The sequence below is a fragment of the Rhodococcus sp. H29-C3 genome (assembly GCF_030063405.1).
Lineage (GTDB): Bacteria > Actinomycetota > Actinomycetes > Mycobacteriales > Mycobacteriaceae > Rhodococcoides.
The window spans coordinates 485,122-511,725 of sequence record NZ_JASITC010000001.1 but is presented as its reverse complement, the minus strand read 5'-3'; the positions used below and the strand labels follow the sequence as shown (position 1 = coordinate 511,725).

The following is a 26,604-nucleotide window of genomic DNA, read 5'->3' as shown; positions in this document are numbered from 1 at the left end:
GAGCGGGGTCGGGGTATTTCATGGTGGACAAGCGTCTTGCAGCAGCGGCAGTCCTGGCGGTGATGGCATTGTTGACGGCATGTGGCAGTGAGTCCGGTGCGGAGGTGGCCGCAACCTCGCCGCCGAGTGTGACGAGTGCGCCCGCCGCTACCACTACGACGACGGTCGCACCTGCCCCCGTCACCCCTACCGAGGCGCCGATTCCCACGACGACCGAGCCTGCTCCGCCGCCACCGCCGCCACCGCCGCCACCGCCGCCGATGCCGCAGACTACGTATGCCCCGCTACAGGGCGCCTACTATTTCAGTTCTCCGGACGGGCAGTTCCAGTGCGGAATCGTCACTCTTCCTTCGCGGACGGAAGCAGGCTGTCAAGGCACGACCACGCCGGTTCCACCGCGGCCCGAATCGTGCATGATCAGCTGGGGCAACGGAATTCGCGTCACGAACGAAGGCGTAGCCGAGTTCATGTGCTCCGGTGGCGCGGTGTACACCTCGGGTGGTGAAACGATCGACCCGCCGCTCGAGGTGGGTCAACAGATCGTCGGCGACGGCTACACGTGCATCTCGGCCGCCGACGGTATCTCCTGCAACAACGACGAGACCGGTCATGGTTTCCGCATTGCTGCCGACAGTAACGAAACATTTTGAGCGACAAGGAATCCGGAGTCGCAGCCGATGCCGGCCCGACCGAGTGGGGTGAGGCCCCCAATGGTGTCGGACCGTGGATCGAAGAGTACGCGTTGCCGTGTCCGACCGATGCTCGTTACGACGCCGAACTGCTCGACAATGGAGATCGACGCAATGTCGTCGACGCCTATCGATATTGGACACGCGAGGCGATCGTTGCGGACATCGACAGTCGTCGGCACAGTCTGCACGTCGCGATCGAGAATTTCGCGAACGACGCCAACATCGGCACCGTGGTCCGGACGGCCAATGCTTTTGCTGCGCAGGCAGTTCACATCGTCGGTCGTCGTCGGTGGAATCGGCGGGGTGCAATGGTCACCGATCGCTATCAACACATTCACCACCACGCCACGGTCGCCGACTTGCTCGAGTTCGCCCGGGCGAACTCGCTGACCGTTGTCGCCGTGGACAACACACCGGGCTCGGTGCCGCTGGAAACGGCGGATCTTCCGCGTGACTGCGTGCTGTTGTTCGGTCAGGAGGGCCCGGGAGTGACGGAGGAAGCCCGCGGCGGCGCCTCGATGACGGTGTCCATTGCCCAGTTCGGTTCGACTCGAAGTATCAACGCCGGTGTTGCCGCGGGTATCGCCATGCATTCCTGGGTTCGGCAGCACGCGGACTTGTCTCAGGCGTGGACCTGACCTCCTTGTGTCACTCGCTTTGCCGGTAATGGCAGGATCGGTGTATGCAGGAGCAATGGTCGCAGCGTGCAGACGCTGCGGAGGGGGCGGTCTACGCGCGCCACGTACGTCGATTGTGGGGACTGCCCGGCACCGCCCTAGGAGTGGTGGCGTGGCCGCCCGTCCGGCGTGAACGACTGTTCGGACGTTGGCATTACTGGTGGCAGGCGCACTTGCTGGACTGTGCTGTCGACGCGGCGACGCGGGCGCCCACTGCCAAGCGTCGCAGGAAGTTGTCCAAAATTGCTCGTGCACATCGCATTCGGAACATCACCGGATGGACCAACAACTATTACGACGACATGGCATGGCTCGGCCTTGCGCTGGAGCGATCGCAGCGGTTGCACGCCGTCGACCATCGGTCGGCGATCCACACGATCGAGTTGGAGTTGTTCGACGCCTGGGCACCGAAGAAGGGCGGCGGAATACCGTGGCGCAAGGGTGACGATTTCTACAACACTCCGGCGAACGGGCCTGCGTCGATACTGCTTGCTCGCACCGGTCGGCTGTGGCGCGCACAGGCCATGGCGGACTGGATGGACGCGAACCTGCGCGACCCAGCGACGGGTCTGATGCTCGACGGCATTCGCACCGGTGGCGTGCTCGATCGTGCAGTGTTCAGCTACTGCCAGGGCGTCGTGCTCGGGGTCGAGACCGAATTGGCAGTTCGTCTCGATGCGCCGCGACATCGCACACGCGTTCATGCGCTGGTTGCCGCCGTGGAGACCCACCTGTGTCGGGACCTGGTGATCGTGGGCGGGGGCGTGGGCGGGGGCGACGGTGGTCTGTTCGACGGAATTTTGGCACGTAACCTTGCTTTCGTCGCCACGACGCTCCCCGGTGAGTGCGACGAGGACGAACAGGCTCGCTCGCTGGCGGCATCGATCGTTCTTGCATCGGCGGAGGCCGCGTGGGAGAACCGACTCGAGGTCGAGGACCATCCGCTGTTCGGTGCCGCCTGGAACAAGGAGGCGCGCCTGCCCGGATCGGGGCATTCCATTGCCACGTTCACCGGTGGGACAGTCCGCTCGTCCAGGATTCCCGAGCGCGATCTATCGGTCCAACTAGGTGGGTGGATGTTGATGGAAGCCGCCCACGTCGTCTCCGCGGCCGGCTTCCGCTAGCGAAGTACTGCCCGAGGATTCACTCGTGAACCTCTTCCACCTCGACAATCTCCGTCGGTCGGGCCATCTCTTTGCGGTACTGCCAGATGCCGAGTGCGGTGCCCAGTACGAGCGCGACGATCATCGCGATCAATACCGCCGGTAGTAGCCACGGGACCTGTTCGAGGAAGCTGCCGAAGTAGAAGCCGATGAGCAGCAGCACCGGCGCCCAGATGATGGCGCCCAGGGTGCTGGCAATCGTGTATTTGCGGTGGTTCATGTTTGCTGCGCCTGCGACCATCGGGCAGAGCGTGCGGACCCACGGAATCCAGCGAGCGACGAGTACCGCCCAGAAGCCGTGTTTTTCCAGCAGGACATTCACTTTGTGCAGGTTCTTCGTGTTGAGATACTTGCCGTCTTTGCGTGCGACGAGCTTGGAGCCGGTGCGGTGGCCGATGACGTATCCGGCTTGATTTCCGGCGATCGCGGCGATCATCGCGCCCACCGACAGTGCCCAGATGTGCCCGACTCCGGAAGAGTGTGTGGCCATGACGATTCCTGCGGTGACGAGCATCGAGTCACCGGGAAGGAACAGGCCGATGATGACAGCGCATTCGAGGAACACGAAGGCGACGACGATGATCCATACGACAAGAGGACCGGCAGTGGTGAGCGGTCCGAAACTGCCCATTGCCGTTAGCGTCTCGGACGCTTGTACGTTGATCTGGCCGATCATGCGCGACGCACCATGTCAGGAAGTGGCGTCCCTCTGCGATTCGATCGACTCGGTCGCTTCGGCCAACGGAGTCTTGCGTGCCTTGATCATCCGTTTGCCGACCTCGATGACGATCGGCAACACCGAGACGAGAACGATGATGATGAAGATGATGTCGACGTGCTCGCGAATGAAATCGATCTGGCCGAGCAGGTAGCCGAGCATCGTCACACCTGCACCCCAGAGGATGCCTCCGACGATGTTGTAGGTCAGGAACAGCGAATACTTCATCTTCGACGCACCCGCGACGACGGGGGCAAAAGTGCGAACGATCGGAACGAAGCGCGCGAGGATGATGGTGATAGGCCCGTGTTTTTCGAAGAATGCATGCGACTCGTCGATGTATTTCTTCTTGAAGAAGCGCGCATCGTTCGATTTGAAGAGGGCGGTACCGCCCTTGGAGCCGATGAAGAACCCCACCTGGTCACCGAGGATCGCGGCGATGGGAATCAAGATCAGCAAGAGCCAGATAGGTGCGAACGGCTCGATGTCCGTCGACTTGGAGGCCGCGATCAGCCCTGCTGTGAACAGCAGCGAATCACCGGGTAGCAGGGGAAACAGCAACCCCGATTCGATGAAAACGACTAGCAACAATCCGACCAACACCCAGGTGCCGAACGAATTGAGCAGGTTGACCGGATCGAGGAACCCGGGCAGCAAAGCCAGGTTGGTCGTCACGGATTCCGAGGCGGCATTGAAACTCACGGCGCTCACACTACCGGCCGAACCTGGGAGAACCTGAACAACAGGTTTCGACCACCGGATACGGGGCTGTCCGATTAGTCGCGATCGATTTCAGAGACCCTGCGACAGGTGTTGGTGGGTCCCGGGCGACACAGCGCCGTTGAGTTGCCATACTGCAGAGGACACACGGCGCGCGCCGCTACGCGTGAGCGCTCGCCGATCGACTCTTTACATGGAGGAATCCGCCGTGCCGATCGCAACTCCCGAGGTCTACGCCGAGATGCTTGGCCGGGCGAAGGAACACCAATTCGCATTTCCGGCTATCAACTGCGTAGGTTCCGAGTCCGTCAATGCCGCCATCAAAGGCTTCGCCGATGCAGGTAGCGACGGCATCATTCAGTTCTCGACGGGCGGCGCCGAGTTCGCGTCGGGCCTGGGGATCAAGGACATGGTCACCGGCGCGGCAGCCCTCGCCGAGTTCGCTCACGTGGTCGCTGCGCGATACGACGTCACCATCGCGCTGCACACTGATCACTGCCCGAAGGACAAGCTCGACACCTACGTACGTCCGCTGATCGCCCTGTCCCAGGAGCGCGTCGACGCGGGCAAGAACCCGCTCTTTCAGTCGCACATGTGGGACGGTTCCGCGATCGCGATCGATGAGAACCTCGAGATCGCCAAGGAGCTGCTTGCGCTCTCAGCGGCAGCACGCATCATTCTCGAGATCGAAATCGGCGTCGTCGGCGGCGAAGAAGACGGCGTCGAGGCCGAGATCAACGACAAGCTCTACACCTCGAACGAGGATTTCCTCAAGACCGTCGAAGCCCTAGGTGCCGGCGACGCGGGATCGCGTTACCTGCTCGCAGCAACGTTCGGCAACGTGCACGGCGTCTACAAGCCGGGCAACGTCAAGCTGAAGCCTTCGGTGCTCGCCGACGGCCAGAAGGTCGCGTCGGAGCATCTTGGTCTTGCCGAGGGTTCCAAGCCGTTCGACTTCGTCTTTCACGGTGGATCGGGGTCGGCGAAGAGTGAGATCGAAGAGGCACTCGGTTACGGCGTCGTCAAGATGAACGTCGACACCGATACCCAGTACGCATTCAGTCGGCCGATCGCCGGGCACTTCTTCAGCAACTACGACGGCGTCCTGAAGGTCGACGGCGAGGTCGGCAACAAGAAGGTCTACGACCCCCGCAGTTACCTGAAGAAGGCCGAAGCAGGGATGACCGCTCGCGTCATCGAGGCGTGCAACGACCTGAAGTCCGCCGGCCGCAGCGTGTCTGCCGGATAAAACCCACTCTCGACCGACTCGGCCCCGCAACGCGCTTTCGTTGTGGGGCCGAGTGCTGGGCGTGATCAGGGGTGCCACTGCGTAATCAGGGGCTACTCGGGGGGTGCGGGGCTACTCGGGCTGCAGACTTTCCACACATCGCCGTCACGGCGCAGGTCGAAGGTGCGGGGTGAGGTGTCGGCGGGATTGGCCGCAGTGTGCGCAAGGACCTGCGCAATCGCGGTGTCGCCGGTCACCTGAATGGCATCGATGCTTTCCACGACCGGAACATTGCCCTGCTCGACGGCAATGCGGTGGACGTCGGCGAAATCGGCGTCCGGAATATCGCGGTAGAAGGTGGCAAGTTCGCCGCACGAGGCGCTGCGGAGAGTCGCTAGATCTCCGGTGCTCAATGCTTGCGTGAACGATTGGATCGACGTTCTGATCTGCGCATCGACCGAACTGCCCTCGTCGTCGCGCGAGAGGTAGGCAAATCCCGCGACGCCGATGGCGGCGATCAGGACCAACGCACCCACGAGCGCGGCGATCCATTTTCTGCTCTCGGACTTCCGCGACGGAGTGCTCGGCGTCGGTTCGATGCGCTGGGGCGGTACTTGTGGCTGCGAGAGCTCACCACGCGCGGGGATGCGTCGCGGTGCAGCCGGCGGTCGGGCAGCGGGCGTGGCGCCGGAGGGCTTCACGGTCGACGGCGCCGGGTGGGGATGCTCGGTAGCCGGTGGCACCTTGGCAAGGGCGGTGGTCTCCGCTTCGGACGGATCGGGAGCAGCAGGAGGCGGGGTCTTCTGTGTCGGCGGCTGCTTCGCGGCCGGTGGTTCTTGTTTGCGAATCGCCTCGGTGGCGGGCTCTTCGCCCACCTCGTTCGACTTGTCCTGCTGATCCGACACCCTGTTCTCCCAACTGACCGGACTGTGTGACGCAGACGAGCCTAGCGAGCGGAAGGGTGGGTGGACGCACGCGCGCAGAGTGTCGGGGCACAATAGGGTCCATGACTTCTTTCGGTGACCTGCTTGGACCGCAGCCGACGCTCTTGCCTGGAGACGAAGAGGCCGAGTCCGCGCTTCTGAATCACGAGGACCCGGCAAAGGTGGCTGCCGACAATCCGACGGCCTCGATTGCCTGGGCTTATTTGGCGGAAGGCGCTTGGACCGCTGGACAGACGATCACCGCCTACGCTTATGCGCGCACCGGTTACCACCGCGGACTCGATCAGCTGCGTCGCAATGGATGGAAGGGGTTCGGGCCGGTCCCGTACAACCATGAGCCGAACCGAGGATTCCTCCGATGCGTCGCCGTTCTTGCAAAGGCTGCGCGCGATATCGGCGAGAACGACGAGTACGCCCGCTGCCTCGACCTCCTGGAAGACTGCGACCCTAAAGCTGCGGACGCGCTCGGCCTCGGCTGATCGCTTTCGCCCGACGGCAAAGCGTGGCAGGGCGCGGCTGAAGACCGGGCGTCTCCGGCTCCAGTCTTCGTTGTTGCCGATTATTCAGTGTGCTTTGGCGGCCGGCGTCGCCTGGTTTGTCGCTACCGACATCGTCGGACACCCGACTCCGTTCTTCGCGCCGATTGCGGCCGTCATCTCGCTCGGCCTCTCACTGGGGTCCAGGTTGCGGCGTTCGGCGGAACTGGTTGTAGGCGTCACTCTGGGAATCGGTGTCGGCGACCTGATCATTTCGGCGATCGGCAGCGGCCCCTGGCAGCTCGCTCTGGTCGTGGCACTCGCGATGGCGGCCGCGGTGTTTCTCGACGGCGGTCCGATTTTTGCGATGCAGGCAGGCTCCTCGGCCGTACTTGTTGCGACGCTCATTCCACCCGGAAACACCGGTGGAATCGACCGGATGGTCGACGCGTTGGTCGGCGGTCTCGTCGCGATCGCGATCGTCGCACTGATTCCGACTCATCCAGTGTGGCGGGCGCGTAAGGATGCGGCGAAAATTCTGAAAACGGCCTCGGATGTGCTGCAGAAGGTGGCCGACGGTCTCGTTGCCAACGACCCGAAGCCCATCGAGGAAGCGTTGAAGAAGGCGCGTGCGACGCAGTCCGATATCGACACTCTGCGCAGTGAACTGAAGGGCGGACGAGAGATCGCGCGGATCTCACCGTTGTACTGGAGGCAACGCAACCGTCTTGCGAGTCTGGCCAAGACAGCTGATCCGCTCGACAATGCCGTACGCAACATTCGGGTGCTCGCACGGCGGTCACTGTCGTTGGTGCGTGACGACGAGATACTCGATCCGCGACTCGTCGACGAGGTCGAGAAGCTCTCGCAAGCGGTGGATGTGCTGCGACGGATGATTCTCGCCGATCCCGGGCAGCGCCCCGACGCGGCCGACGCGGCGCGGGCGCTGCGGTCGGTCGCATCCGGTGCGAAACCTGAACTGATCGACAATGCTGGTCTGTCCGCGACGGTGGTGTTGGCTCAGTTGCGGTCGATCATCGTCGATCTGCTGCAGGTGGCCGGTCTGAAGCGAATATCGGCTCTGGCGACGCTGCCGCCGACCGTCGAGAAGCCGAGTGTGACCCCGGACGTGCTGTAAGGGGACGACCCCGTTGCATATATGCGTATGCACGCATATGGTGAGGTCGAATCGAACGACCGGAGGGGAACCATGGGCGCGGGGCACGGACACAGTCATGGCATGGCGGGATCCCCGCAGGCTGTAGGCCCGTCGAGCGGTCGGATCCGCAAGATGTTCATCGCGCTGGCGATACTCGTGGTATTTCTCATCGTCGAGGCCACGGTGGCGTTGGCGATCAACTCGCTAGGTCTGTTGGCAGATGCCGGCCACATGCTCACCGACGTGCTCGGAATGTCGATGGGATTGATCGCCCTTCTGCTCGCCCGCAAGGGGAGCGCCGTCGCCGCTCGGACTTTCGGATGGCACCGCGCCGAAGTCCTCACCGCGATTGCCAACGCAGTCCTACTACTCGGTGTCGCGGCGTTCATCATGTACGAGGCCATCGGCCGAATCGGCGATGCGCCCGACATCCCCGGGCTGGCGATGATCCTGACGGCCGCGGCAGGCCTCGTAGCCAATCTCGTTGTCATGCTTCTTATTCGCGGCGATGCCAAAGACAGTATCGCGGTACGCGGCGCCTACATGGAAGTGCTGGCCGACGCAGTCGGTAGCGTCGGCGTCCTCATCGCCGGCGTGCTCCTGCTGGTGTTCGATTGGACGTGGGCGGACATCGTCATCGGTGTGCTCATCTCGCTGTGGGTAGTTCCGCGTGCACTCAAGCTGGCCGGGTCCGCGTTGCGCATCCTGACGCAAGCGAGCCCAGGACACGTCGACGTCGAAGCCGTCGAAGCGGATCTCGCTGCTCTTCCCGGCGTCGTCGGAGTGCACGATCTCCATATCTGGACGCTCACTACAGGTATGGACGTCGCGACGGTTCACCTCGAGTGTGATGGCTCCGGTTCGGTACTGCTCCAGCGCGCAAAAGCAGTGCTGACGACCTACGGTCTCGATCACGCAACCGTCCAGGTGGAACCGAGCGCTCAGGGCGCGATGTGCAAGGACGAACTCACCTGGTGAAAGTCCGCACCGGAGCGCCCGGCTTCCACAGCCGAACCTTCAGCTGGTCCTCGACTACCTCCGTCAGGACGACCTCGGTGATATCGAGATCGAAGACGTTGTAGGGGGACAGTTCGCGCGGTGCCGCGTCGAATATCTTTTGCAGCGCTTCGGGATCCACGAAATCGACGGCATGCCCCGAGATTTTCGCGTCCCCACCTTCCATCGAATGGTCTCCGGGGTTGGTGTGGATCGCATATCGCGGATCGCGCTGTAGGTCACGCGCTTTGAGGGCATTGAGCATCGATCCGAGTCTCAACGTTCCATTGTCGAGAAATTCAACCTCGGTGCCACTGACTCGCGGTGAACCGTCTGCGCGGAGCGTCGCCAGCACATGATGCTTGTGTGCGCCGGATCTGGCGGAGACGGCCGTCGCCAGCTCCGGTGCCGCGCTCTCGAATTCTCGCCAAGTGGCCATGGACCAAGTATGCAACGCTCGACTTCGGACCGGGAAATTATTCAGGGTCACAGATGTCGCGTTCAGGCCCAGAATCGCATGAGGTAATTGCCGTACTGTGCGTTGATCTCTGGAATTCCAGACAGACCGAATATCCAATATATCGCGCCGAAAAATGCCGAATTGATAGCCGGGACGAACAGGAATGCGACAAGAACGAGAATTCCGTAGCCCTTGAAATTCGCGAGCGCACGGCGGGTGTCGTACGACAGATATGGCTCGAGTGCGGCATAGCCGTCGAGACCCGGAACCGGGAGCAGATTGAGAATTGTGGCCATAACTTGAAGAAATGCCAGAAAACTGAGGCCCCACCAGAAGACGAGGTGGTCGCCGTTCATCCCCCAGATGCGGATCACCGCCAGAAGCAGTATGGCAATCAACGCATTTGCGGTGGGGCCGGCAAGCGCGATTCGACGCTGAACTCGGGGCGCAAACATGCCCGAGCGCACATAGACGGCACCGCCGGGCAATCCGATTCCGCCGATGGCGATGAAGATGATCGGGAGCACGACCGACAGGAGCGGGTGCGAATATTTCAGTGGGTTGAGCGTCAGATACCCACGCAGTTCCACCTCGCGGTCACCGGCACGGAACGCGGTGAATGCATGTCCGAACTCGTGCAGGCAGACCGAGACGATCCAACCGGCCAGAACCAGTACGAAAACACCCGCGCGCGCCCACGTCGAGGTTGCCTCGGCCGTCCATGCCAACGCGCTACCGGCGGCTGCGACGGCGAGAACCCCGAGGAATATCGGACTCGGCTTCACCGCACCAGCAACCACTCCTGGTCGTGGCGGTAGAACGTCGAGCGCTTCACCTCACGATCACCCGGAACGCCGTCGCGCGTCAGTTGCGCAGCGTTTGCCCCGAGCTGCATCGCGCGGCCGACAGTCCACCGTCGTTCGAACAAGCGACGACGGCCGATGACACGGGCCTTCAAACCGGGCATCTCGGGCGTCGGCATCACTTCTACACCGGAGACAGTTCCCGAGAAGAGCTTGGTGTCGTCCACATACGCCTCGCCCTCCAGATCGCCGGCGATTCCTTCGACCAACGCTCTTCCTACGATTGCCTTGCCAGCATCGTCACGAATAAGTGGCGTCGGGGTGGCAGTGCCGGTCATCGCCACCTTCGCGGCGCGTGAACCACTTCCGAGCCGGTAGTTGCTGCCCGCCGCGGTCGTCGTCTCGGGGACGAATGCAAGCTCGATGTGCAGGCGTTCGGTCCGCATGAGTCTGGTCAGTACAGCCGCCAACGATGCGTCGTCACCGAGGACGATCACTCGCGGATCCAACGCTGCACCCACCGCCGAAAACAATATGTCGCATTCGTCGTTCGTGGGGATCTTCGAAGCCGACGTCAACGGAACGTCGGTCAGTGTGATCGGCAGAAGCGGAGTTCCGCATTGCAAGACGAACGGTGTCACAGTGCTCCCCATACGGGCCGGTTGACGGCCCGAGCCTTGTCTCGAGTTTTTCGCATACTGTCTGGAGTCTTCCGCGTACTTTCGCCAACCACCGTAGCGCCACAACGGGCGAGCCGTTGCCTCGGCTAGACTGACGCCCCGGCACTGCCGTGAGCTTGGCAGCACGCTGCAACGGCCACCACTGCACAAGAAGTCACTGCACCAAAAACCACCAGGAGAGCACATGCCGGCGATAGTCCTGATCGGCGCCCAATGGGGCGACGAGGGCAAAGGCAAAGCGACCGATTTGTTCGGCGAGCGACTTCAGTGGGTCGTTCGCTACCAAGGCGGCAACAACGCGGGCCACACGGTGGTACTCCCCAGCGGCGACAAGTTCGCTCTGCACTTGATTCCGTCGGGCATCTTGACGCCGGGCGTGAAGAACGTGATCGGCAACGGCGTCGTAGTCGACCCCGGTGTGCTGCTGTCCGAACTGGCAGGCCTGGAAGAGCGCAACGTCGACACCTCTGGCCTGCTGCTCAGTGCCGATGCGCACCTGATCATGCCGTACCACGTTGCCATCGACAAGGTAACCGAACGCTTTCTCGGTGCCAAGAAGATCGGCACGACGGGGCGCGGCATCGGGCCTTGCTATCAGGACAAGTTCGCTCGAGTCGGAGTCCGCGCGGCCGACGTGCTCGACGAGAAGATACTCACGCAGAAGGTCGAGGCTGCACTCGAGTTCAAGAATCAGGTGCTGTCGAAAATCTACAACCGGCGCGCACTCGACCCCCAACAGGTGGTCGAGGAGGTTCTCGAGCAGGCAGAGGGCTTCAAGCACCGAATCTCCGATACACGGCTCGAATTGAACCTTGCCCTCGAACGCGGTGAGACGATCCTGCTCGAAGGCTCGCAGGGGACGCTGCTCGACGTCGACCATGGCACCTACCCGTACGTGACTTCGTCGAACCCGACAGCAGGCGGCGCAGCGGTCGGGTCCGGCATCGGCCCCAACAAGATCACCACGGTGCTCGGCATCTTGAAGGCGTACACGACACGTGTCGGATCGGGCCCCTTCCCGACCGAGCTGTTCGACAACTTCGGCGAGTACCTCGCAAAGCAGGGCGGCGAGGTCGGTGTCACCACCGGGCGTGCGCGTCGTACGGGATGGTTCGACGCGGTCATCGCCCGCTACGCGACGCGCGTGAACGGCATCACCGACTACTTCCTGACCAAACTGGATGTACTTTCGAGTTTGGAGACCGTCCCGATTTGTGTTGCCTACGACGTCGACGGCGTACGGCACGACGAAATGCCGATGACACAGACTGGTTTTCACCACGCCAAGCCGATCTACGAAGAGATGCCCGGATGGTCCGAAGACATCACCGGTGCGCGGACGTTCGAGGAACTGCCGATCAACGCGCAGAACTACGTGCTGCGTCTCGAAGAACTGTCCAAGGCGTACATCTCCTGCATCGGCGTCGGTCCCGGTCGGGATGAAACCATCGTGCGTCGGGATATTCTCGGCTGACTTTTTCAGTAATCGATTATCGGCCCCGAGAACTCAGGTTCTAGGGGCCGATTTTTTGTATTTCTGAACGTAGTCGAAGTAACAAAACTGTTTACCCACTTTTCGAACATTTACCAATGATAAATACTTCTATCTGCCGAACGCTTGCGGACTTTCTAAGTGAATAAATGCGCTTTTACATGCACATTTCGTCGCCTTTGGATCAACCAGGGAACTCGGCCATTTTCTGGTAAAGGGCAGGTAAAGAATCTTTTGGACTTTTAAGTTTGCCTAGGTAACAAACCGGCTAGTCTTGACGACACAACGGTTTTCGCACCAGTTGCGTGGGCGAACCGAGGTCAACTCGACCCGGCCGGGTCGATTCTTTCCGGCCCACTCGCAGGGCCACACCAGAGAAAGCAGAACGATATGAAAAAATCAACCAAAGGCGCAGTAGCCGCAGGCGCGGCAGCAGTATTGCTGCTCGGCGGTTTGGGATCTTTCGCTCTGTGGAGTGACGAGGAGCCTGTCAGCGGTGGAACGATCAATTCCGGTGAACTCAATTTCGCATTGGTGCCGGGATCGGGTAACTGGACCGAAACTTCGGTAGTCCCCGAGGCTGATCTCGGCGCCGACCCCTCCGGATTCCCCATCGTTCCGGGTGACGTTCTCGAGTACTCCACCTCGTACGTGGTCAATTGGGCAGGCGACAACCTTCGTGCAAGCATCACAGCAGATTTCACCGATGTCGCAGGTGATACAGCGCTCGCCGACGCACTCGACACTGAGGTCTCGGTGAATGGCGGAACGTCCCTGCCCAACGGTTCTGCAGTCGACTTCCCGCTCACGACGTCACCGCAGACGATCACCGCCGAGGTCACCATCACCTTCGACGAAGCGACAGCCGATCTGATTGCACAGAACGAGAGCGTCAACTTGAACGCTTTCACCCTCACGCTCGATCAGGTTCGTCCCTGATCTTTACGGAGTGAAATCTATGTACGGCCGATTTCGGGCGTTCGCAACCGCGTCCGTCGTCGTGCTGGCCTTCGGGCCGGCACCGGCGGCGGGCGCACTGTGGTGTGACGACGTGCTGGCGAGCTGGTCTCGATGAAGAATAAGTACATCGTGGCTGCCCTGGCTGCGTCGGCGGTCTTGGTGCTGACGTTACTTTCTGCCCAGCAGGCCACCGCCACGTGGAGATCCGAACAGACAACGGGTGGGGGCACCATCACCTCAGGCCGCCTCGAGTTGGCGGTGGGAAATAGTGGAGTCCAATCGAAGGCTTTCGACTTTCAAGGCTTTGGCAGCAGCACTCGCAAGCTAGGGCCCGGTGACTATTCTCAGGCTCCGCTGACCGTTTTCAACAAGGGGAGCATCCCCATGCGCTATCGGGTTCAGAACACTATTCAATCCAGCGCGGAAATGCCGCTGAGACTGGATGTTTCGGTCGTAGCCAATGAGGCTGCGTGTCCGGCGTCACCTGCAGCGTCGGTCGGCGTCGGAACTCTTTACAGCGGGGCCATGATCGGTGCCGCGTTTCCGCCGGTCGGGCAATGGAGGACTCTGGCGTCGGGTGCGTCTGAGGTGCTGTGTATGACGGGCACCGTTGGAATCAATCCACCCTCGGGTGCAGAATCCACGGTCACATTCAGCATTGCGGCTCAACAAAAATGACGAAACGCCGTCCATGTGCACTCGCGATCGACGGGGGGGCGTCGACACCGCCTCGATCGAAAGCCAAGCCTCTTCGAGATTGGAGGGATGAACGATGTTTCTTCGTAATCGAACGGGCGGAGGCACCGCAGCGCGCGCACGCATAGGTTCACTGGTTACTGGAACCCGCATGCGTGCTGTGATGTCTATCGGCATCGTTTTGGGTCTCGGCGCTGTGGGCACGCTTGCCGCGTGGTCCGACTCTGCCACTGCCACCTCGTCGAAGTTCAGTGCAGGGGCGATCCTTCTACACGTCAACAGCAAGCATGAGACGTCCACGATGACCTCGCTTGCCATGGTCGCCATGAAACCAGGGGATAGCGTCGCTGGGTTGCTGCCGGTCGAGAACCGGGGCACCGTGGATTTCAGGTATACGGCAACCGTGACCACGACCGCTGACTCGGTGTTGGCGCCCAATCTCAGAGTGGCCGCCTATCGATCGGCTACCGTTATCAACTCCGTCCTCGCTGCTGGGAAAGTATGCAATGGGACACTCATCAACCCAGCGGTGGCTCTGGCTCCCGCTCCGACCTCGAGGAACTTGATCTCCACTGCGCGTTCGCTCACGGTGGGAGCGAGCGAAAACATCTGTATTCAAGTGACTCTCGACAGCAGCACCGTCAAACCTGTCGCCCAAGGCAAATCGGCAACGGTCGACTTCCGTTTCACAGCAAACAACCCCTGAGGTAACGATGGCATCCACACGAGAAATCGCCGACCGGCATACCGTCCGCGAAATAGCGCTCACCGTAGGCGCCGTCGCGGGCATTATCTGCCTCATTGCGGCGACAACTTCTCTGCTGTTCGGTATCAAGCCCTTGGTGTTCCGGTCCGGCTCGATGTCGCCGGCCATTGAAACCGGCGCTCTCGCTCTCGCGAAATCCGTTCCCGCTCTGGACTTGTCGCGCGGTGACATCATCAGCGTCGAGGGCGACGGAACGCGCATCACGCACCGCGTCGACACCATCGAATCGATGGCCGGCGGCAGCATGGTGGTCACCCTCAAGGGCGACGCAAACGACGATGCCGACGCCAGTCCGTATTTCGTCACCGAAGCAGATCGCGTGTTCTTCCATGTGAACGGACTTGGCTACGTGGTGGCCTGGCTATCCAGTCCGGTCGCAATCTTCCTGGGGGGTGTACTCGTCGGTGGTCTCCTGATGGTTGCCTTTCGCCCGGACGGCCGCCGTGAGCAATTCACAGATGGCGAAGACAGCCATACGGCAGTCGACGAGGGAGTTCGGCTGACATGAAGAGGATTGCGCGCCAAGCTCGCTGTTTCGCCGATAGACGCGCGAAGAAGTCGCGTGTCCGGGCCCTGGTCGCCTTGACCGTGGGCGCGTTCATGGTATTCGGAGTCACTCAGGCGGTCGATACCACTGCGGCATTGACGGATTCGGTGATGGTGAAGAGTGGACAGCTTGCGGTGGACGCGAACTTGCTGCCGCGATCACAATTCGTGTCTTGTGTGGACCAAGGCGGCGCGCCGAATCCGCGAAGCACGGTTACCTGGAAGCACCTTGGCCCGGGATATAGCTACTATCTCGAAGTTCGCTGGCGAGACGGCACTTTCAGATTTTCCACCACAGTGACTGCAGGAGTCGGTGTGGGCCGGGGCAGTAACATCAGCTACCAGATTCTGCAGGACAACGTATGGGCCCTGGGCGCGCTCGGTAGGAATATGACCCTGCGGATACTGCCTGTACTCAATGGAGTAAGGGGCACCAATTGGGTAGGTGTATACCTTCATCTGGGATCAGCGCAACACATGTACTGCAATGGGGCGACGTGGGGCAGCGGCGAAGGCGAGCACATCTACCCCAAGAACCTTTTCAACCCAGGTGACGGTACGCCGCTGGCCAGAAACGCTCAACCGTCGATGAACGACGAGAAGTTGGCTCCCGCCACCTCGACCGCAGCGGAAGACCCGAACGGCACTGATGCCGGCACGAGTACGGCCACGAGTGTGCCCTCGAGCGCTACCCCGTCGATGTCGGTACCAACTTCGTCGATGTCATTAACACCGGAACCACCCCAGTCTTCCGCAACCACTTCGACAACCGCTGCACCATCGACCACGGAGTCGGTTGACCCGACGCACTCGGCCACAACCCCAGACGTCGCGCCCACGCCCACACCCGCGCCCAGTGACCCAACCCAAACCACGGGTCCGATCGCGACCTCCGAATCAGGTGAATACACCGCAGGACGGTCGGCGGTGGACAGTTCGCTGATCATCACGGACCCGGCGGGCACACACCGGGTGGAGGTCACGATCTCGCCTGATGCGGTGTTGACCTGGGATGGCGACATTCTCGTCGTATTCGAAGGTGAACGGCAGACACGCTTTTCGAAGTCGACCGGCAAATGGAAGGGTGTCGAATAGTGCATCCATCGAACTCCGAGGACACCGACGTTATACCGGTTGTTCGAGCCGAAACCGCCGAGGCGCGTACCGGGCCGTGGTGGTGGGTCAGTCGCATCGTCTCGTACACGTTGTTGGCAACGATGGTATTCATTCTTGCTGTGACCGTGGTGATTCCACGATCGAGTGGGTCGACTCCGTATACGGTTTTGACCAGCTCCATGCGACCGACGTATCCACCCGGTTCGTTGGTGGTGATCAAGCCTGCCGATGCAGCCGAGCTTGTCGTCGGTACTGCCGTCACCTATCAGATCCGTTCAGGCGAAACGGATGTGGTCACGCACCGGATAGTGGCCACTCGGCAGAGTGCGGGCGGTGAGACGACGTACATCACCCGAGGTGACAACAACGACGTCGAGGACAAAGACCCTGTCAAGCTCGGCCAGATCCGTGGCAAGGTCTGGTACTCGGTTCCATACATGGGCTACGTCAACAATTGGCTCAACGGTGAACAGCGCAAGATCACGGTGACCGTCATCGTGATCGGACTAGCCGGTTACGCGCTGTTCATGTTCGCGGGCGCAGGACTCGACCACCGAACGAAGCGGAAGGAATCCCGGGCGCCATGATGGACAACGCGACGGTCTGTTGGGTTGCCGGTTTCGCTACCGTGGCAATCGTGGTCCTGATCGGCGCTGGGCCTGCTGGGCCCGGTGACAGCGTGAGTTTCAGCAGCGGCGGTGTGGAATGGTCGAAGAAGCTCCCCGATTCGTTGTTCGAAGAGAATATTCGTTGGGTTCCAGGAGACCGACGCAGCACGGAGTTTCATGTCTCGAACGAGACCGGTGACGACGGTCGCCTGGTGTTGTGGGTGGAGAGCGAAGACGTTGGATTCGAGAAGACGGTATCGGTATCGGTCGAAGGACGAGATAACTGGGCGAACTGCGCCCAAGTTGTGGTGCCCGCTGGCGCGGATATGTTGATCGGCATGTCGATCGTGATGGCCGACGAAGCCCGAAACGACACGCAAAAGTCGACCGCAGATATTGATCTGGTCGTGCAATGGGACATCGACGTCGATGAGATGTGTACCTCGGCGATGGGTCGGGACTCTCTCGGGGAGCACGAAGGTTCGTAAATACGGAGGCGAGATCGATGAGTGCGTCGATAGTCTTGGTAACTACGATGGCCCTGTGACCCGGCAGGTCGGTAGGCCACATGTGTCGGTCCACTCGACCGGGCGAAAAGCGAGTATCTTCATTCGGCTCACCGAAACGCTGAATAGGGAGACAATAGAGGGCAAGTAATGCGACGGAAGGTCGGCCGATGCTCACTACATACTGCGGTCTTGAAGTTTTCGGCTATCAATTCGATCGCTTTGCCTACGAGCACCCGTGGATCGGTGAACAGGTAGGTGATTTCATGCTCGGTCCGGGTGGCGGAGGAATGCTGGAATACCGAAATGCGACGGTGTTCGCACTCCCTGAGGGCGGCGCCCACGAAGTACATGGCGAGATACTTGCCTACTACCTGAAGCACAGTGGCCCTTACGGCTCACTGGGTTACCCGATCAGCAACGAAAAGCCCACGCCCACGGGTTACGGGCGCTACAACCTGTTCGAGCGCGGATCGATCGGTTGGCTGCCCGATACGGGTGCCTTCATCATCGGTGGCCGGAGCGAAGACGACGCGACGCCAGCGAGTGCCGAGGCAGCCAATGTGTCTTCCGCCGACTTACCCGTCGATCCGATCTCCATTCCTGCCTGAAAGATACCGCTGGATTCTTTCTGCTCGAATTTCGAGCTCGGCGGATTGATTGATCGAATTCGAATGAATAATAAACTTGCGGAATCAAGTACCTGATCATTTTTTGAATCTGCACTCGTGCGCAACTTTTCTTGTACAACGCGGTCAGAAGAGTGTGGGCTCCCCGAATCCGGCGATACCTTCGATCGACAGAATCTTCTCCTTGGTGCTCGCCCCGCCCGGTGCAGAGAATCCGCCGACCTCGCGCCCAGCGCCGAGGACGCGGTGGCACGGGATGATGATCGGCACCGGGTTACGGCCCAGTGCTCCGCCCACCGCCTGAGCGGCACCGGGTTGCCCGAGCCGAGCAGCGAGCGCTCCGTACGTCATCGTCGAATGATGCGGTATGGCCCGCGTGACGCCGTAGACCGCACTGTCGAAGTCCGAGACGTCGAGCACTACTGGAATCGCAGAAAGATCGACCTGCTTGCCGTCGAGGAGTGCGGTGATCAGCTCGACGGCCTCTCGGGCCGCACCCTGCGGAACATCCGGTTCGCCGCCGAAGCTATGCAGGTATGCAGCGAGTGCGTCATCCGGTTCCGGCAATCCGACGGCGGTGATGCCGGTGTGGGACCAGGCCAGGCCACACCTCCCGAGGACGGTGTCGAAGAGTACGTAGGGCACTGATCCAGTATGGACCAGTCCACTGGATGGGTCATTGGATTTGATTCCGAATGCCAGTGGGCGAATACTCGAGCGATGGCTACGAGGGTTCTCCATGCGACGTCTCTGGCGCGCGATCTAGGACGCTGGCGCACCGATGCCGACGACGGGTCGAGTAGGCGTCGGACGTCCCGGCCGACGTACCGGGCGCTCGCCGACGGCGTCCGACTCCTCATTCATGACGGCCGGATCCCGCTGGGGGTGGGTCTGCCGAGCGAGAGGGACCTCTCCGCTGCGCTCGAGCTGAGCCGCACCACGATCACGTCTTCGTATGCAGTCCTTCGCGAGGAAGGTTATCTCATCAGCAAGCAGGGCGCGCGTAGCACGGTCGCCCTTCCCGACGCGGCGCGCCCCAACGGCATCCTCCTCCAGACGAAGTCGTCGAGCGGGCCTGTGGTGGACATGAGTCACGCTGCGATGGCGGCCCCGACCGAGGCGATGCTGGCGGCATACGGCTCTGCGCTGCAAGCACTTCCGGCGTACTTGCCCACGCACGGCATGGAGCCGATCGGCCTCGCAGTACTGCGCGAGGCGATTGCACGACGGTTCACCGAGCGGGGCCTCGCGACCACCCCCGACCAGATCATGGTCACCTCTGGAGCGCAACAGGCCCTGGGGTTGTTGTTGGGCACGTTGACCTCGCCAGGAGATCGCGTGCTGATCGATCATCCGACGTACCCCAATGCACTCGAGGCGATCCGGCGTATCGGTGCGCGCCCGGTCCCGGTGCCGATACGCCCTGACGACGACGCGTGGGATCTGGAAGGTGTCCGCAGTGCGGCCAGACAGACCGCGGCGAAAGTCGCGTACATGATCCTGGACTTCCACAATCCGACGGGAAGGTGCTTGGACGCCGATGGCCGTACCGAACTCGCGCGGATCGCCCGCGACACATCGATGACACTGATCGTCGACGAGACGATGGTGGACCTGTGGCTCGACAGCCCACCGCCACCACCGGTCGCGTCGTTCGGTCGGGTGTCCGGGACCGATATCGTCACCATCGGTTCGGCGTCGAAGTCGTACTGGGGTGGTCTGCGCATCGGATGGATTCGAGCACATCCGTCGCTGATCAGTCAGCTTGCGGGCTCGCGCGCCGCGCACGATCTGGGTACCTCGATCATGGATCAGCTGGCCGCAGGTTTTCTACTCGAGGATGCGGATGCGATTCTCGAGACCAGAAGGACGCAGCTGCGTGAGCGTCGTCGGGTCTTGGAAGATGCTATCGCCGAACATCTTCCGGGCTGGCGTTACCGGCGTTCTACGGGTGGGATGTCGCTGTGGTTGCAGATTCCCGCGCCCGTATCGAGTGCATTGGCCGCGACTGCGCCTGCGTTCGGGGCGGTACTGGCAGCAGGCCCGCGATTCGGCGTCGAGGGTGCGTTCGAGCGCTTCCTTCGAATGCCGTACACCCGCGAACCCGCCGAGCTCGCCGCAGCGGTCACAGCCACTGCGGCGGCGTACCGGGCGTTGGCCCCCACTGTCGAGGGTCAACAACCGGCGCTCGTCTTCTGAACGAAAAAGGCTCAGCGCCAGAGTGTCTCGACGTCTGCTGCAGTCGACGGGGGAGCGGTCGGGGTGCCGTTCGGGGTACGTGAGAAACGCGGTGCCGGGCGGTGCTGAGTAACGCCGTCTACCTCGATGAGCGTGCCGCGATCTTTCAGATGCCGCTGCTCGGGCGCTTCGGCGAACGTCAGGACCGGCGACACGCATGCGTCGGTGCCGTCGAAAATTGCAGCCCACTCGTCGCGGGTCTTGGATTTGAAGGTGGCAGTGAACAGTTCGACCATCTCGGGCCAGCGGTCACGCTCACCTTGGCCTGGAGTTGTCGCCGGATCCAGCTGCAGCAGTGTGAGCATCTCGGCGAAGAACTGCGGTTCCAGCGCGCCGACGGCCATGTACTTTCCGTCGGAAGTCTCGTAGGTGTCGTAGAAGGGAAATCCGGTGTCGAGCATGTTGACTCCGCGCTCATCCGACCAGGCGCCGATGCCGCGTAGGCCCCAGATCATGTGTGAGAGTGCGGCAGTGCCGTCGACCATCGCCGCATCGACGACCTGGCCCTTGCCCGAAGTCTGGCGTTCGAACAGTGCAGCCAGAATGCCGAAGATCAGGAACATCGATCCGCCGCCGAAATCACCGACCATGTTCAGCGGTGGCACCGGGCGCTCGCCCTTGCGCCCGATTGCATTCAGGACACCGGTGACGGAGATGTAGTTGATGTCGTGGCCGGCGGCCGCGGACCATGGACCTTCCTGTCCCCACCCGGTCATTCGGCCGTACACGACGCGTGGGTTGCGGGCGAGGACATCCTCCGGGCCCAGGCCGAGTCGCTCGGTGACGCCAGGACGGAAGCCTTCGATCAGGACGTCGGCACGCTCGAGCAGGCCGAGGACTTTCTCGATGTCGGCCGGGTCCTTGAGGTTTGCTTCGACGATAGTTCGGCTGCGGAGTTGCTGATCGTGTTCGGCGATCTGCCCGGCGCGTTGCACTCGGACGACGTCGGCACCGAGATCTGCCAACAGCAGCGCCGCGTGCGGCCCCGGTCCGATTCCAGCAAGTTCTACGACGCGAAGCCCCGTGAGTGGTCCACCGCTACTCGACACATTTCCTCGTTCCGATCAGGTCGGCTCGTTCGGCAGGCCGACTGGGTGTCTGGAGGTTAACTTGTGCTTGGACGTCAAAGTAGCCGGGGTATGGATAATGGGCAGGTGAGCGCGGCAATGGAATATGGACGGATCGGCACACCTCTAACCTCGGGTGCGACGCGAGTGATGCTGCTCGGCGCAGGTGAGCTGGGTAAAGAAGTCATTATCGCGTTCCAGCGCCTCGGCGTCGAGGTGATTGCCGTCGATCGTTACGACAACGCCCCCGGCCACCAGGTCGCCCACCACAGTTTCACCATCGACATGAGCGACCCTGAAGAGTTGCTGGCTCTGATCGACGCCCAGCAACCGGACTTCGTGGTCCCCGAGATCGAAGCCATCGCCACCGACGCTCTCGCCGAGGTGGAGCAGCGTGGCCGCACGGTCGTCATCCCGACAGCTCGCGCAACACAGCTGACGATGAACCGTGAAGGTATCCGTCGGCTCGCGGCCGAAGAGTTGGGACTCCCCACCTCACCTTTCGCTTTCGCGGATTCACTCGACGAGGTTCGTAAGGCATTGTCCACCATCGGTTTTCCTTCGGTGATCAAGCCGGTGATGTCGTCTTCGGGTAAGGGCCAGTCGGTAGTGCACGGCCCCGAGGACGTCGAACAGGCTTGGAAGTACGCGCTGAAGGGCTCTCGTGTCGACCTCGGTCGCGTCATCGTGGAAGGGTTCGTCGATTTCGACTACGAGATAACACTTTTGACGATCCGTTCGGTGGCGGGAACAGATTTCTGCGAGCCGATCGGTCACCTGCAGGAATCGGGGGACTATGTCGAATCCTGGCAACCCCAGCCGATGTCCGACGCTGCCCTGGCACGTGCGAAAGACGTCGCCGACCGAATCACCACTGCACTCGGTGGGCGCGGAGTCTTCGGTGTCGAGCTGTTCGTCAAGGGGGACGACGTCTACTTCTCCGAGGTCAGTCCTCGCCCACACGACACCGGCCTGGTCACCCTGCGCACCCAACGCTTCTCGGAATTCGAACTGCACGCCCGTGCAATCCTCGGACTGCCCGTGGATACGACGCTCCTTTCACCCGGTGCGTCGGCGGTCATCTACGGCGGTGTCGACGCGAGCGGAATCAGCTTCGAAGGCGTCGCGGATGCGCTGGCCGTGCCGGAAACCGATCTTCGCCTGTTCGGCAAGCCGGAAAGCTTCGTCCGCAGGCGGATGGGCGTTGCGGTGTCGACTGCTGCGGACATAGCCACCGCCCGGTCCAGGGCCGTCGAAGCCGCAGGAAAGGTTCACCCGGTCACGTGAGCGGCTACGCGGAAGTACTCGTGGGTCTGGTCATTGCAGTGGGCTTGATCGGAGTCGTCGTTCCGATCCTGCCCGGAACGATCCTGATCTTCGCCGCGATCGGGGTATGGGCGTTGCTGACCGGCGGTAGCGCAGCGTGGACGGCCTTCGGTATCGCGACGGTATTGCTCGTGGTCAGCGGTGTCGTCAAGTACACCTGGCCAGGAAGGCGCATGCGCGATGCCGGTGTTCCCACGCGATCGTTGGTCCTCGGTGGATTGCTCGGCATCGTCGGCTTCTTCGTCATCCCGGTGGTCGGGCTGTTCGTCGGATTCGTGCTCGGTGTCTATGTCGCCGAACTTCCTCGGCATCGAAGTCATTCCGCGGCATGGCAATCCACGGTCCATGCCACCAAGGCCGCGGGGTTGTCGATACTGGTGGAGCTGCTGGGAGCTCTGTTGGCAAGCGCGGTCTGGCTTTCCGTCGTCCTCGCCTTCTGAAGAATCGGTCAGGTGACGCGATACCACGCGCGCGCGTTGCCGTCGAGAACCGCGGGTAGGTCGCCACCGACCGCCTCGGCGATCAGGTTCAGATCGGATTCGAGGAATCGACGCGGGGCACGCGTGCCGGGCAGGTCCGTTCCGAACATCAGCGCCGACGGATCGACCGCGTGAATTTGGCGCATGGTCTCCACGATGTCGAGATCCACTCTGCCGAAGCCTGTTGCTTTGACTCGTGCTCCGCGATCCACCAGGTTGAGCAGGTACGACAGTCCTTTCGACGACATGCCGAGGTGGTCGATACTGACAGCGGGGAGCTTCGCCAGAATCGGTTCGAGCGAGAGAAGCATGGACGCATCGACATACAGTTCGGCGGGCCACCCGACGAGGTCGAATGCGCGCCGCGCCTGCGTGGTCAGGGTTTCGATATCGGTGGCGCCGCGTCGGAGATTCAAGCGCAGGGCTCGTACACCTGCGTCGTCGAGCGCGAGGATGTCCTCGTCGGTGGCGTCGGGCGCGAGTTGAATAACCCCCACCCATCCTCGGCCCAACGCCGCCAGCGCGGCAACCAGGAAGCTCTGATCGCTGCCCTGAAACGATGCGCTGACCACGGCACCACCGGTGATGCCGAGGCCGTCGATTCGGGCCGAATAGTCGACGATGGTGAACGGCTCCGGGACGAATCCGTTGTTTTCGACAAGGGGGTAGGCGGGATCGATGATGTGAAAGTGAGCGTCGAACACGCCTCACAGCATGACAGGTGTGTGTTTCGATGGCGTTCATGAAACCTGAAGTCACAGTTGTCCTCGAGAACTACACGTACTTGGAATGTCCGCGCTGGCACTCCGGCCGCATCTGGGTATCGGACTTCTACAGCCAGCAGGTGATCTCTGCCGAGGCGGATGGCTCCGATGTCCGCGTCGAGGCAGAGGTCCCGCAGCAGCCGTCCGGGCTGGGGTGGCTTCCCGACGGCAGGTTGCTGGTGGTGTCGATGCGAGATCAGAAGATTCTGCGGCGTGAGGACGACGGAAGCCTCGTCGTCCATGCCGATCTGTCTTCGTACGTCGGCGCCAACGTCAACGACATGCTGGTCGACGCCCGCGGCCGTGCGTATGTCGGTAACTTCGGCTTCGATTTGATGAACCTCGCGACGCCCGCGACGGCGGATCTACTGCGGGTCGATCCCGACGGATCCGTCCACGTCGCAGCGAGAGATCTGTACTTTCCCAACGGGATGGCCATGACCGAAGACGGGGAACTGCTCGTCGACGAGACCATAGGCAACCGCGTGAGTGTGTTCGCGGTTCATCCCGATGGATCGCTCGGGGAGCGGCGTGACTGGGTCAAGTTCGCCGAACTCCCGGACATGGGCGATGTGACTGCCGCACTCGGACAGCTGATCGTGGCCGCCGACGGGTGCTGTATCGACACCGACGGGACGCTGTGGGTAGCCGACGCGCTCGGTCAGCGTGTGGTTCACCTCGCGTACGGCAAAGGCATCATCGATCAGCTCGACTTCGATACCGGCGTCTTCGCATGCGGACTCGGTGGGGAGGACGGCCGCACCCTGTTCGTCTGCGCCGCACCCGACTTCAACGAGCATCAGCGCAAGGTGGAGACGGCAGGAAAACTGCTGGCAGTGCGGGTGTAGAGGCTGCGGCGGATATCCAGGCAGACCCAGGTGAGTGGAAATACGCCGGTGGAGGCGTATTCCACTCACCTGCCGCTAGGCCTTGTCCGGTTCGGACGCCTTCAACATGTCCTCACGTTCGACGACCTTGACGCGTTCGCGGCCTTCGGTTTCGCCGAGGCTGCGTTCGTGGGCGTCGAGGCGGTACCAGCCGTCCCAGGTGGTAAAGGGGACTTTCTTGCTCTCGAGGAAGTCGGCGACGGCCTGTTCGGTGGGTTCTGGTGCGGCGGTGAAGTTCGGTGCGTCTTCGAGGAGGTTGGCGACGGTTTCGTTGGCGTCGCCTTTGGTGTGGCCGATGAGGCCGACGGGTCCGCGTTTGATCCAGCCGGTGACGTAGGTCGCCGGTACCGTGGTGTGCGAATTTGCCGATTCGAGTACGCGGCCTGCCTCGTTGGGGATGGTGCCGGCTTGGTCGTCGAAGGGGAGTTGGGCGATGTTTTTGGAGAGGTATCCGACGGCGCGGTAGACAGCTTGGACGTCCCAGTCGTTGTATTTGCCGGTGCCTTTGACGTTGCCGGTGCCGTCGAGTTCGGTGCGTTCGGTGCGTAGGCCGGTGACTTTGCCGTCTTCGCCGAGGATTTCGGTGGGGGATTCGAAGAAGTGGAGGAACAGTTTGTGGGGGCGGTTGCCGACGTCGCGGATGGCCCAGTCTTGGAGGGTGTTGGCGACCATGTCGACCTGTTTGGAGCCGCGGCGTGCTGCTTCGGAGCCTTCGTCGTAGTCGATGTCCTCGGGGGCGACGATGACTTCGATGTTGGCGGAGTGGTCGAGTTCGCGGAGTTCGAGGGGGGTGAATTTGGCTTGTGCGGGTCCGCGGCGTCCGAAGACGTGGACTTCGGTGGCCTTGTTGGTTTTGAGGCCTTCGTAGACGTTGACGGGGATTTCGGTGGGGAGGAGTTCGTCGCCGGTTTTGGCGAGGACGCGTGCGACGTCGAGTGCGACGTTGCCGACGCCGAGTACGGCGACTTTTTCTGCGTTCAGGGGCCAGGTGCGGGGGACGTCGGGGTGGCCGTCGTACCAGGAGACGAAGTCGGCGGCGCCGTAGCTGCCGTCGAGGTCGATGCCGGGGATGTTGAGGTTGCGGTCGGCGTTGGCGCCGGTGGAGAAGATGACGGCGTCGTAGAAGCGGCGCATGTCGTCCAAGGTGATGTCGGTGCCGTAGTCGATGTTGCCGAGGAGGCGGACTTGTGGTTTGTCGAGGACTTTGTGGAGGGCGGTGATGATGCCTTTGATGCGGGGGTGATCTGGTGCGACGCCGTAGCGGATGAGTCCGAAGGGGGCGGGCATGCGTTCGAACAGATCGACGCTGACGCCGTTGCCGGCGAGGTTGTAGTCGGACTTCATGAGTGCGTCGGCGGCGTAGATGCCTGCCGGTCCGGCGCCGACGATAGCGACGCGAAGTGGACGGGTCTGATCAGTCATGTGCAGCGAACTACCTTCGTCGAGGGAAGTACGGATACCCCAGCATAAATTAGGCATGACTTCGGTCGGTCGGTGGTACTCATCACTGCGCTGTCAGCGGCATGCAATCTTCGAAATTGCGCTATTGCCCAGTTCCAGGTAGGAATTGCACTGTGCAGACGACTTTTTTGGTCCGGCGGATAGCCGTCGACTTCTGTCGTGTCTGCACCAATATGTGCTGTCGGTGACCACACCCGACTCGTGAGCCTTTTCGGCCATTCTCCTTTCGTTCGAATATCCAGCACCCATGTCGGCTCCGCCCAGGATCCGTCGCTGCTCTCCCACACTCGCTGATGCGTGAGAGACTGCAGGTAGACATCCGCCAGGTCAGAGCCTCGCTGAGCCCG

30 protein-coding genes are annotated in these 26,604 nt (G+C 61.9%); 19 read left to right on the top strand and 11 right to left on the bottom strand.

Annotated elements, in window-relative coordinates; translation table 11 throughout:
- Positions 1 to 20 precede the first annotated feature (20 nt).
- The 3 genes from QMK32_RS02555 to QMK32_RS02545 are packed head-to-tail and all read left to right on the top strand — an operon-like array spanning position 21 to position 2,493.
- The gene (locus tag QMK32_RS02555) at positions 21 to 650 is read left to right on the top strand and encodes a DUF6636 domain-containing protein (protein WP_283472784.1); all 630 of its coding nucleotides are present in this window, start codon (positions 21 to 23) and stop codon (positions 648 to 650) included.
- Positions 647 to 1,330 carry a TrmH family RNA methyltransferase gene (locus QMK32_RS02550; RefSeq protein ID WP_502943507.1) on the top strand — a complete coding sequence of 228 codons (684 nt, stop codon included), beginning with the start codon at positions 647 to 649 and terminating at the stop codon, positions 1,328 to 1,330. Before QMK32_RS02555 ends, QMK32_RS02550 begins: the two co-directional genes overlap by 4 nt.
- A 44-nt stretch (positions 1,331 to 1,374) precedes the next feature.
- On the top strand, positions 1,375 to 2,493 hold the full coding sequence (locus QMK32_RS02545) for a glycoside hydrolase family 76 protein (protein WP_283472783.1): 1,119 nt from the start codon (positions 1,375 to 1,377) through the stop codon (positions 2,491 to 2,493).
- A gap of 19 nt (positions 2,494 to 2,512) precedes the next feature.
- Here QMK32_RS02545 and QMK32_RS02540 read toward each other — a convergent pair whose 3' ends face one another.
- Both QMK32_RS02540 and QMK32_RS02535 read right to left on the bottom strand, forming a co-directional pair.
- Positions 2,513 to 3,163, bottom strand: a complete 651-nt coding sequence (locus QMK32_RS02540) for a DedA family protein (RefSeq protein WP_283473159.1) — start codon at positions 3,161 to 3,163, stop codon at positions 2,513 to 2,515.
- Positions 3,164 to 3,223: 60 nt separating this feature from the next.
- Positions 3,224 to 3,952, bottom strand: a complete 729-nt coding sequence (locus tag QMK32_RS02535) for a VTT domain-containing protein (protein ID WP_269306935.1) — start codon at positions 3,950 to 3,952, stop codon at positions 3,224 to 3,226.
- 226 nt (positions 3,953 to 4,178) lie between these two features.
- Here QMK32_RS02535 and fbaA point away from each other — a divergent pair, with 226 nt between their 5' ends.
- Complete coding sequence (fbaA, locus tag QMK32_RS02530; RefSeq protein ID WP_269306981.1) at positions 4,179 to 5,219, top strand: class II fructose-bisphosphate aldolase; 1,041 nt, start codon at positions 4,179 to 4,181, stop codon at positions 5,217 to 5,219.
- 92 nt (positions 5,220 to 5,311) lie between these two features.
- On the opposite strand, the gene QMK32_RS02525 is transcribed toward fbaA, so the two are convergent.
- Positions 5,312 to 6,103 (bottom strand): Rv0361 family membrane protein, encoded by a 792-nt coding sequence (locus tag QMK32_RS02525; protein ID WP_283472781.1) that lies wholly within the window; start codon positions 6,101 to 6,103, stop codon positions 5,312 to 5,314.
- A 101-nt stretch (positions 6,104 to 6,204) separates the two neighbouring features.
- Here QMK32_RS02525 and QMK32_RS02520 point away from each other — a divergent pair, with 101 nt between their 5' ends.
- The 3 genes from QMK32_RS02520 (at position 6,205) to QMK32_RS02510 (ending at position 8,755) form a co-directional block, all read left to right on the top strand.
- Positions 6,205 to 6,621 carry a DUF3151 domain-containing protein gene (locus QMK32_RS02520; RefSeq protein WP_283472779.1) on the top strand — a complete coding sequence of 139 codons (417 nt, stop codon included), beginning with the start codon at positions 6,205 to 6,207 and terminating at the stop codon, positions 6,619 to 6,621.
- Positions 6,622 to 6,658: 37 nt separating this feature from the next.
- The gene (locus tag QMK32_RS02515; RefSeq protein WP_283473158.1) at positions 6,659 to 7,756 is read left to right on the top strand and encodes an FUSC family protein; all 1,098 of its coding nucleotides are present in this window, start codon (positions 6,659 to 6,661) and stop codon (positions 7,754 to 7,756) included.
- A gap of 72 nt (positions 7,757 to 7,828) precedes the next feature.
- Positions 7,829 to 8,755 carry a cation diffusion facilitator family transporter gene (locus QMK32_RS02510; RefSeq protein ID WP_283472778.1) on the top strand — a complete coding sequence of 309 codons (927 nt, stop codon included), beginning with the start codon at positions 7,829 to 7,831 and terminating at the stop codon, positions 8,753 to 8,755.
- Here QMK32_RS02510 and QMK32_RS02505 read toward each other — a convergent pair.
- The 3 genes from QMK32_RS02505 to QMK32_RS02495 form a co-directional block, all read right to left on the bottom strand.
- A complete protein-coding gene (locus QMK32_RS02505) occupies positions 8,745 to 9,212 on the bottom strand; it encodes a pyridoxamine 5'-phosphate oxidase family protein (protein ID WP_283472777.1) in 468 nt (155 codons plus the stop codon). The genes QMK32_RS02510 and QMK32_RS02505 overlap by 11 nt on opposite strands.
- A 62-nt stretch (positions 9,213 to 9,274) precedes the next feature.
- On the bottom strand, positions 9,275 to 10,018 hold the full coding sequence (locus QMK32_RS02500; RefSeq protein ID WP_283472776.1) for a site-2 protease family protein: 744 nt from the start codon (positions 10,016 to 10,018) through the stop codon (positions 9,275 to 9,277).
- The gene (locus QMK32_RS02495) at positions 10,015 to 10,689 is read right to left on the bottom strand and encodes a hypothetical protein (protein WP_283472774.1); all 675 of its coding nucleotides are present in this window, start codon (positions 10,687 to 10,689) and stop codon (positions 10,015 to 10,017) included. The genes QMK32_RS02500 and QMK32_RS02495 overlap by 4 nt, the downstream gene beginning before the upstream one ends.
- 211 nt (positions 10,690 to 10,900) lie before the next feature.
- Between QMK32_RS02495 and QMK32_RS02490 the strand changes: the two genes are divergently transcribed.
- From QMK32_RS02490 to QMK32_RS02470, 5 genes are all read left to right on the top strand, one after another.
- A complete protein-coding gene (locus QMK32_RS02490; RefSeq protein ID WP_283472773.1) occupies positions 10,901 to 12,190 on the top strand; it encodes an adenylosuccinate synthase in 1,290 nt (429 codons plus the stop codon).
- A 408-nt stretch (positions 12,191 to 12,598) separates the two neighbouring features.
- Positions 12,599 to 13,147, top strand: a complete 549-nt coding sequence (locus QMK32_RS02485; protein ID WP_283472772.1) for an alternate-type signal peptide domain-containing protein — start codon at positions 12,599 to 12,601, stop codon at positions 13,145 to 13,147.
- 132 nt (positions 13,148 to 13,279) lie between these two features.
- Positions 13,280 to 13,846, top strand: a complete 567-nt coding sequence (locus tag QMK32_RS02480; protein ID WP_283472771.1) for a hypothetical protein — start codon at positions 13,280 to 13,282, stop codon at positions 13,844 to 13,846.
- A gap of 169 nt (positions 13,847 to 14,015) precedes the next feature.
- Positions 14,016 to 14,570 carry a TasA family protein gene (locus QMK32_RS02475; protein ID WP_283472770.1) on the top strand — a complete coding sequence of 185 codons (555 nt, stop codon included), beginning with the start codon at positions 14,016 to 14,018 and terminating at the stop codon, positions 14,568 to 14,570.
- A 7-nt stretch (positions 14,571 to 14,577) separates the two neighbouring features.
- Entirely contained in the window at positions 14,578 to 15,138 is a 561-nt protein-coding gene (locus QMK32_RS02470) for a signal peptidase I (protein WP_283472769.1), read from the top strand.
- Between the two features lie 616 nt (positions 15,139 to 15,754).
- Here the strand turns inward: QMK32_RS02470 and QMK32_RS02465 are convergent.
- Positions 15,755 to 16,198: a hypothetical protein gene (locus QMK32_RS02465; protein ID WP_283472766.1), complete on the bottom strand. Its 444-nt coding sequence runs from the start codon at positions 16,196 to 16,198 to the stop codon at positions 15,755 to 15,757.
- Positions 16,199 to 16,270: 72 nt separating this feature from the next.
- Between QMK32_RS02465 and QMK32_RS02460 the strand changes: the two genes are divergently transcribed.
- The 3 genes from QMK32_RS02460 (at position 16,271) to QMK32_RS02450 (ending at position 18,017) form a co-directional block, all read left to right on the top strand.
- Positions 16,271 to 16,879, top strand: a complete 609-nt coding sequence (locus QMK32_RS02460) for a signal peptidase I (protein ID WP_283472765.1) — start codon at positions 16,271 to 16,273, stop codon at positions 16,877 to 16,879.
- Complete coding sequence (locus tag QMK32_RS02455) at positions 16,876 to 17,388, top strand: hypothetical protein (RefSeq protein ID WP_283472764.1); 513 nt, start codon at positions 16,876 to 16,878, stop codon at positions 17,386 to 17,388. Before QMK32_RS02460 ends, QMK32_RS02455 begins: the two co-directional genes overlap by 4 nt.
- Before the next feature lie 188 nt (positions 17,389 to 17,576).
- Complete coding sequence (locus QMK32_RS02450) at positions 17,577 to 18,017, top strand: LGFP repeat-containing protein (protein ID WP_283472763.1); 441 nt, start codon at positions 17,577 to 17,579, stop codon at positions 18,015 to 18,017.
- Positions 18,018 to 18,161: 144 nt separating this feature from the next.
- Here the strand turns inward: QMK32_RS02450 and QMK32_RS02445 are convergent, their stop codons facing one another.
- Positions 18,162 to 18,680 (bottom strand): methylated-DNA--[protein]-cysteine S-methyltransferase, encoded by a 519-nt coding sequence (locus tag QMK32_RS02445; protein WP_283472762.1) that lies wholly within the window; start codon positions 18,678 to 18,680, stop codon positions 18,162 to 18,164.
- A gap of 75 nt (positions 18,681 to 18,755) precedes the next feature.
- Between QMK32_RS02445 and yczR the strand changes: the two genes are divergently transcribed.
- Positions 18,756 to 20,234 carry a MocR-like transcription factor YczR gene (yczR, locus tag QMK32_RS02440; RefSeq protein WP_283472760.1) on the top strand — a complete coding sequence of 493 codons (1,479 nt, stop codon included), beginning with the start codon at positions 18,756 to 18,758 and terminating at the stop codon, positions 20,232 to 20,234.
- Between the two features lie 11 nt (positions 20,235 to 20,245).
- On the opposite strand, the gene QMK32_RS02435 is transcribed toward yczR, so the two are convergent.
- Positions 20,246 to 21,322 carry a CaiB/BaiF CoA transferase family protein gene (locus QMK32_RS02435; protein WP_283472759.1) on the bottom strand — a complete coding sequence of 359 codons (1,077 nt, stop codon included), beginning with the start codon at positions 21,320 to 21,322 and terminating at the stop codon, positions 20,246 to 20,248.
- Positions 21,323 to 21,412: 90 nt separating this feature from the next.
- Between QMK32_RS02435 and purT the strand changes: the two genes are divergently transcribed.
- Complete coding sequence (gene purT, locus QMK32_RS02430) at positions 21,413 to 22,627, top strand: formate-dependent phosphoribosylglycinamide formyltransferase (RefSeq protein WP_502943506.1); 1,215 nt, start codon at positions 21,413 to 21,415, stop codon at positions 22,625 to 22,627.
- Positions 22,624 to 23,106, top strand: a complete 483-nt coding sequence (locus QMK32_RS02425; protein WP_269306966.1) for a DUF456 domain-containing protein — start codon at positions 22,624 to 22,626, stop codon at positions 23,104 to 23,106. Before purT ends, QMK32_RS02425 begins: the two co-directional genes overlap by 4 nt.
- A gap of 8 nt (positions 23,107 to 23,114) precedes the next feature.
- Here QMK32_RS02425 and QMK32_RS02420 read toward each other — a convergent pair whose 3' ends face one another.
- The gene (locus QMK32_RS02420) at positions 23,115 to 23,849 is read right to left on the bottom strand and encodes an amidohydrolase family protein (protein WP_269306968.1); all 735 of its coding nucleotides are present in this window, start codon (positions 23,847 to 23,849) and stop codon (positions 23,115 to 23,117) included.
- Between the two features lie 38 nt (positions 23,850 to 23,887).
- Between QMK32_RS02420 and QMK32_RS02415 the strand changes: the two genes are divergently transcribed.
- Complete coding sequence (locus QMK32_RS02415) at positions 23,888 to 24,757, top strand: SMP-30/gluconolactonase/LRE family protein (protein WP_283473156.1); 870 nt, start codon at positions 23,888 to 23,890, stop codon at positions 24,755 to 24,757.
- A 75-nt stretch (positions 24,758 to 24,832) separates the two neighbouring features.
- On the opposite strand, the gene QMK32_RS02410 is transcribed toward QMK32_RS02415, so the two are convergent.
- The gene (locus QMK32_RS02410) at positions 24,833 to 26,218 is read right to left on the bottom strand and encodes an FAD-dependent oxidoreductase (protein ID WP_283472755.1); all 1,386 of its coding nucleotides are present in this window, start codon (positions 26,216 to 26,218) and stop codon (positions 24,833 to 24,835) included.
- Positions 26,219 to 26,604: the final 386 nt, after the last annotated feature.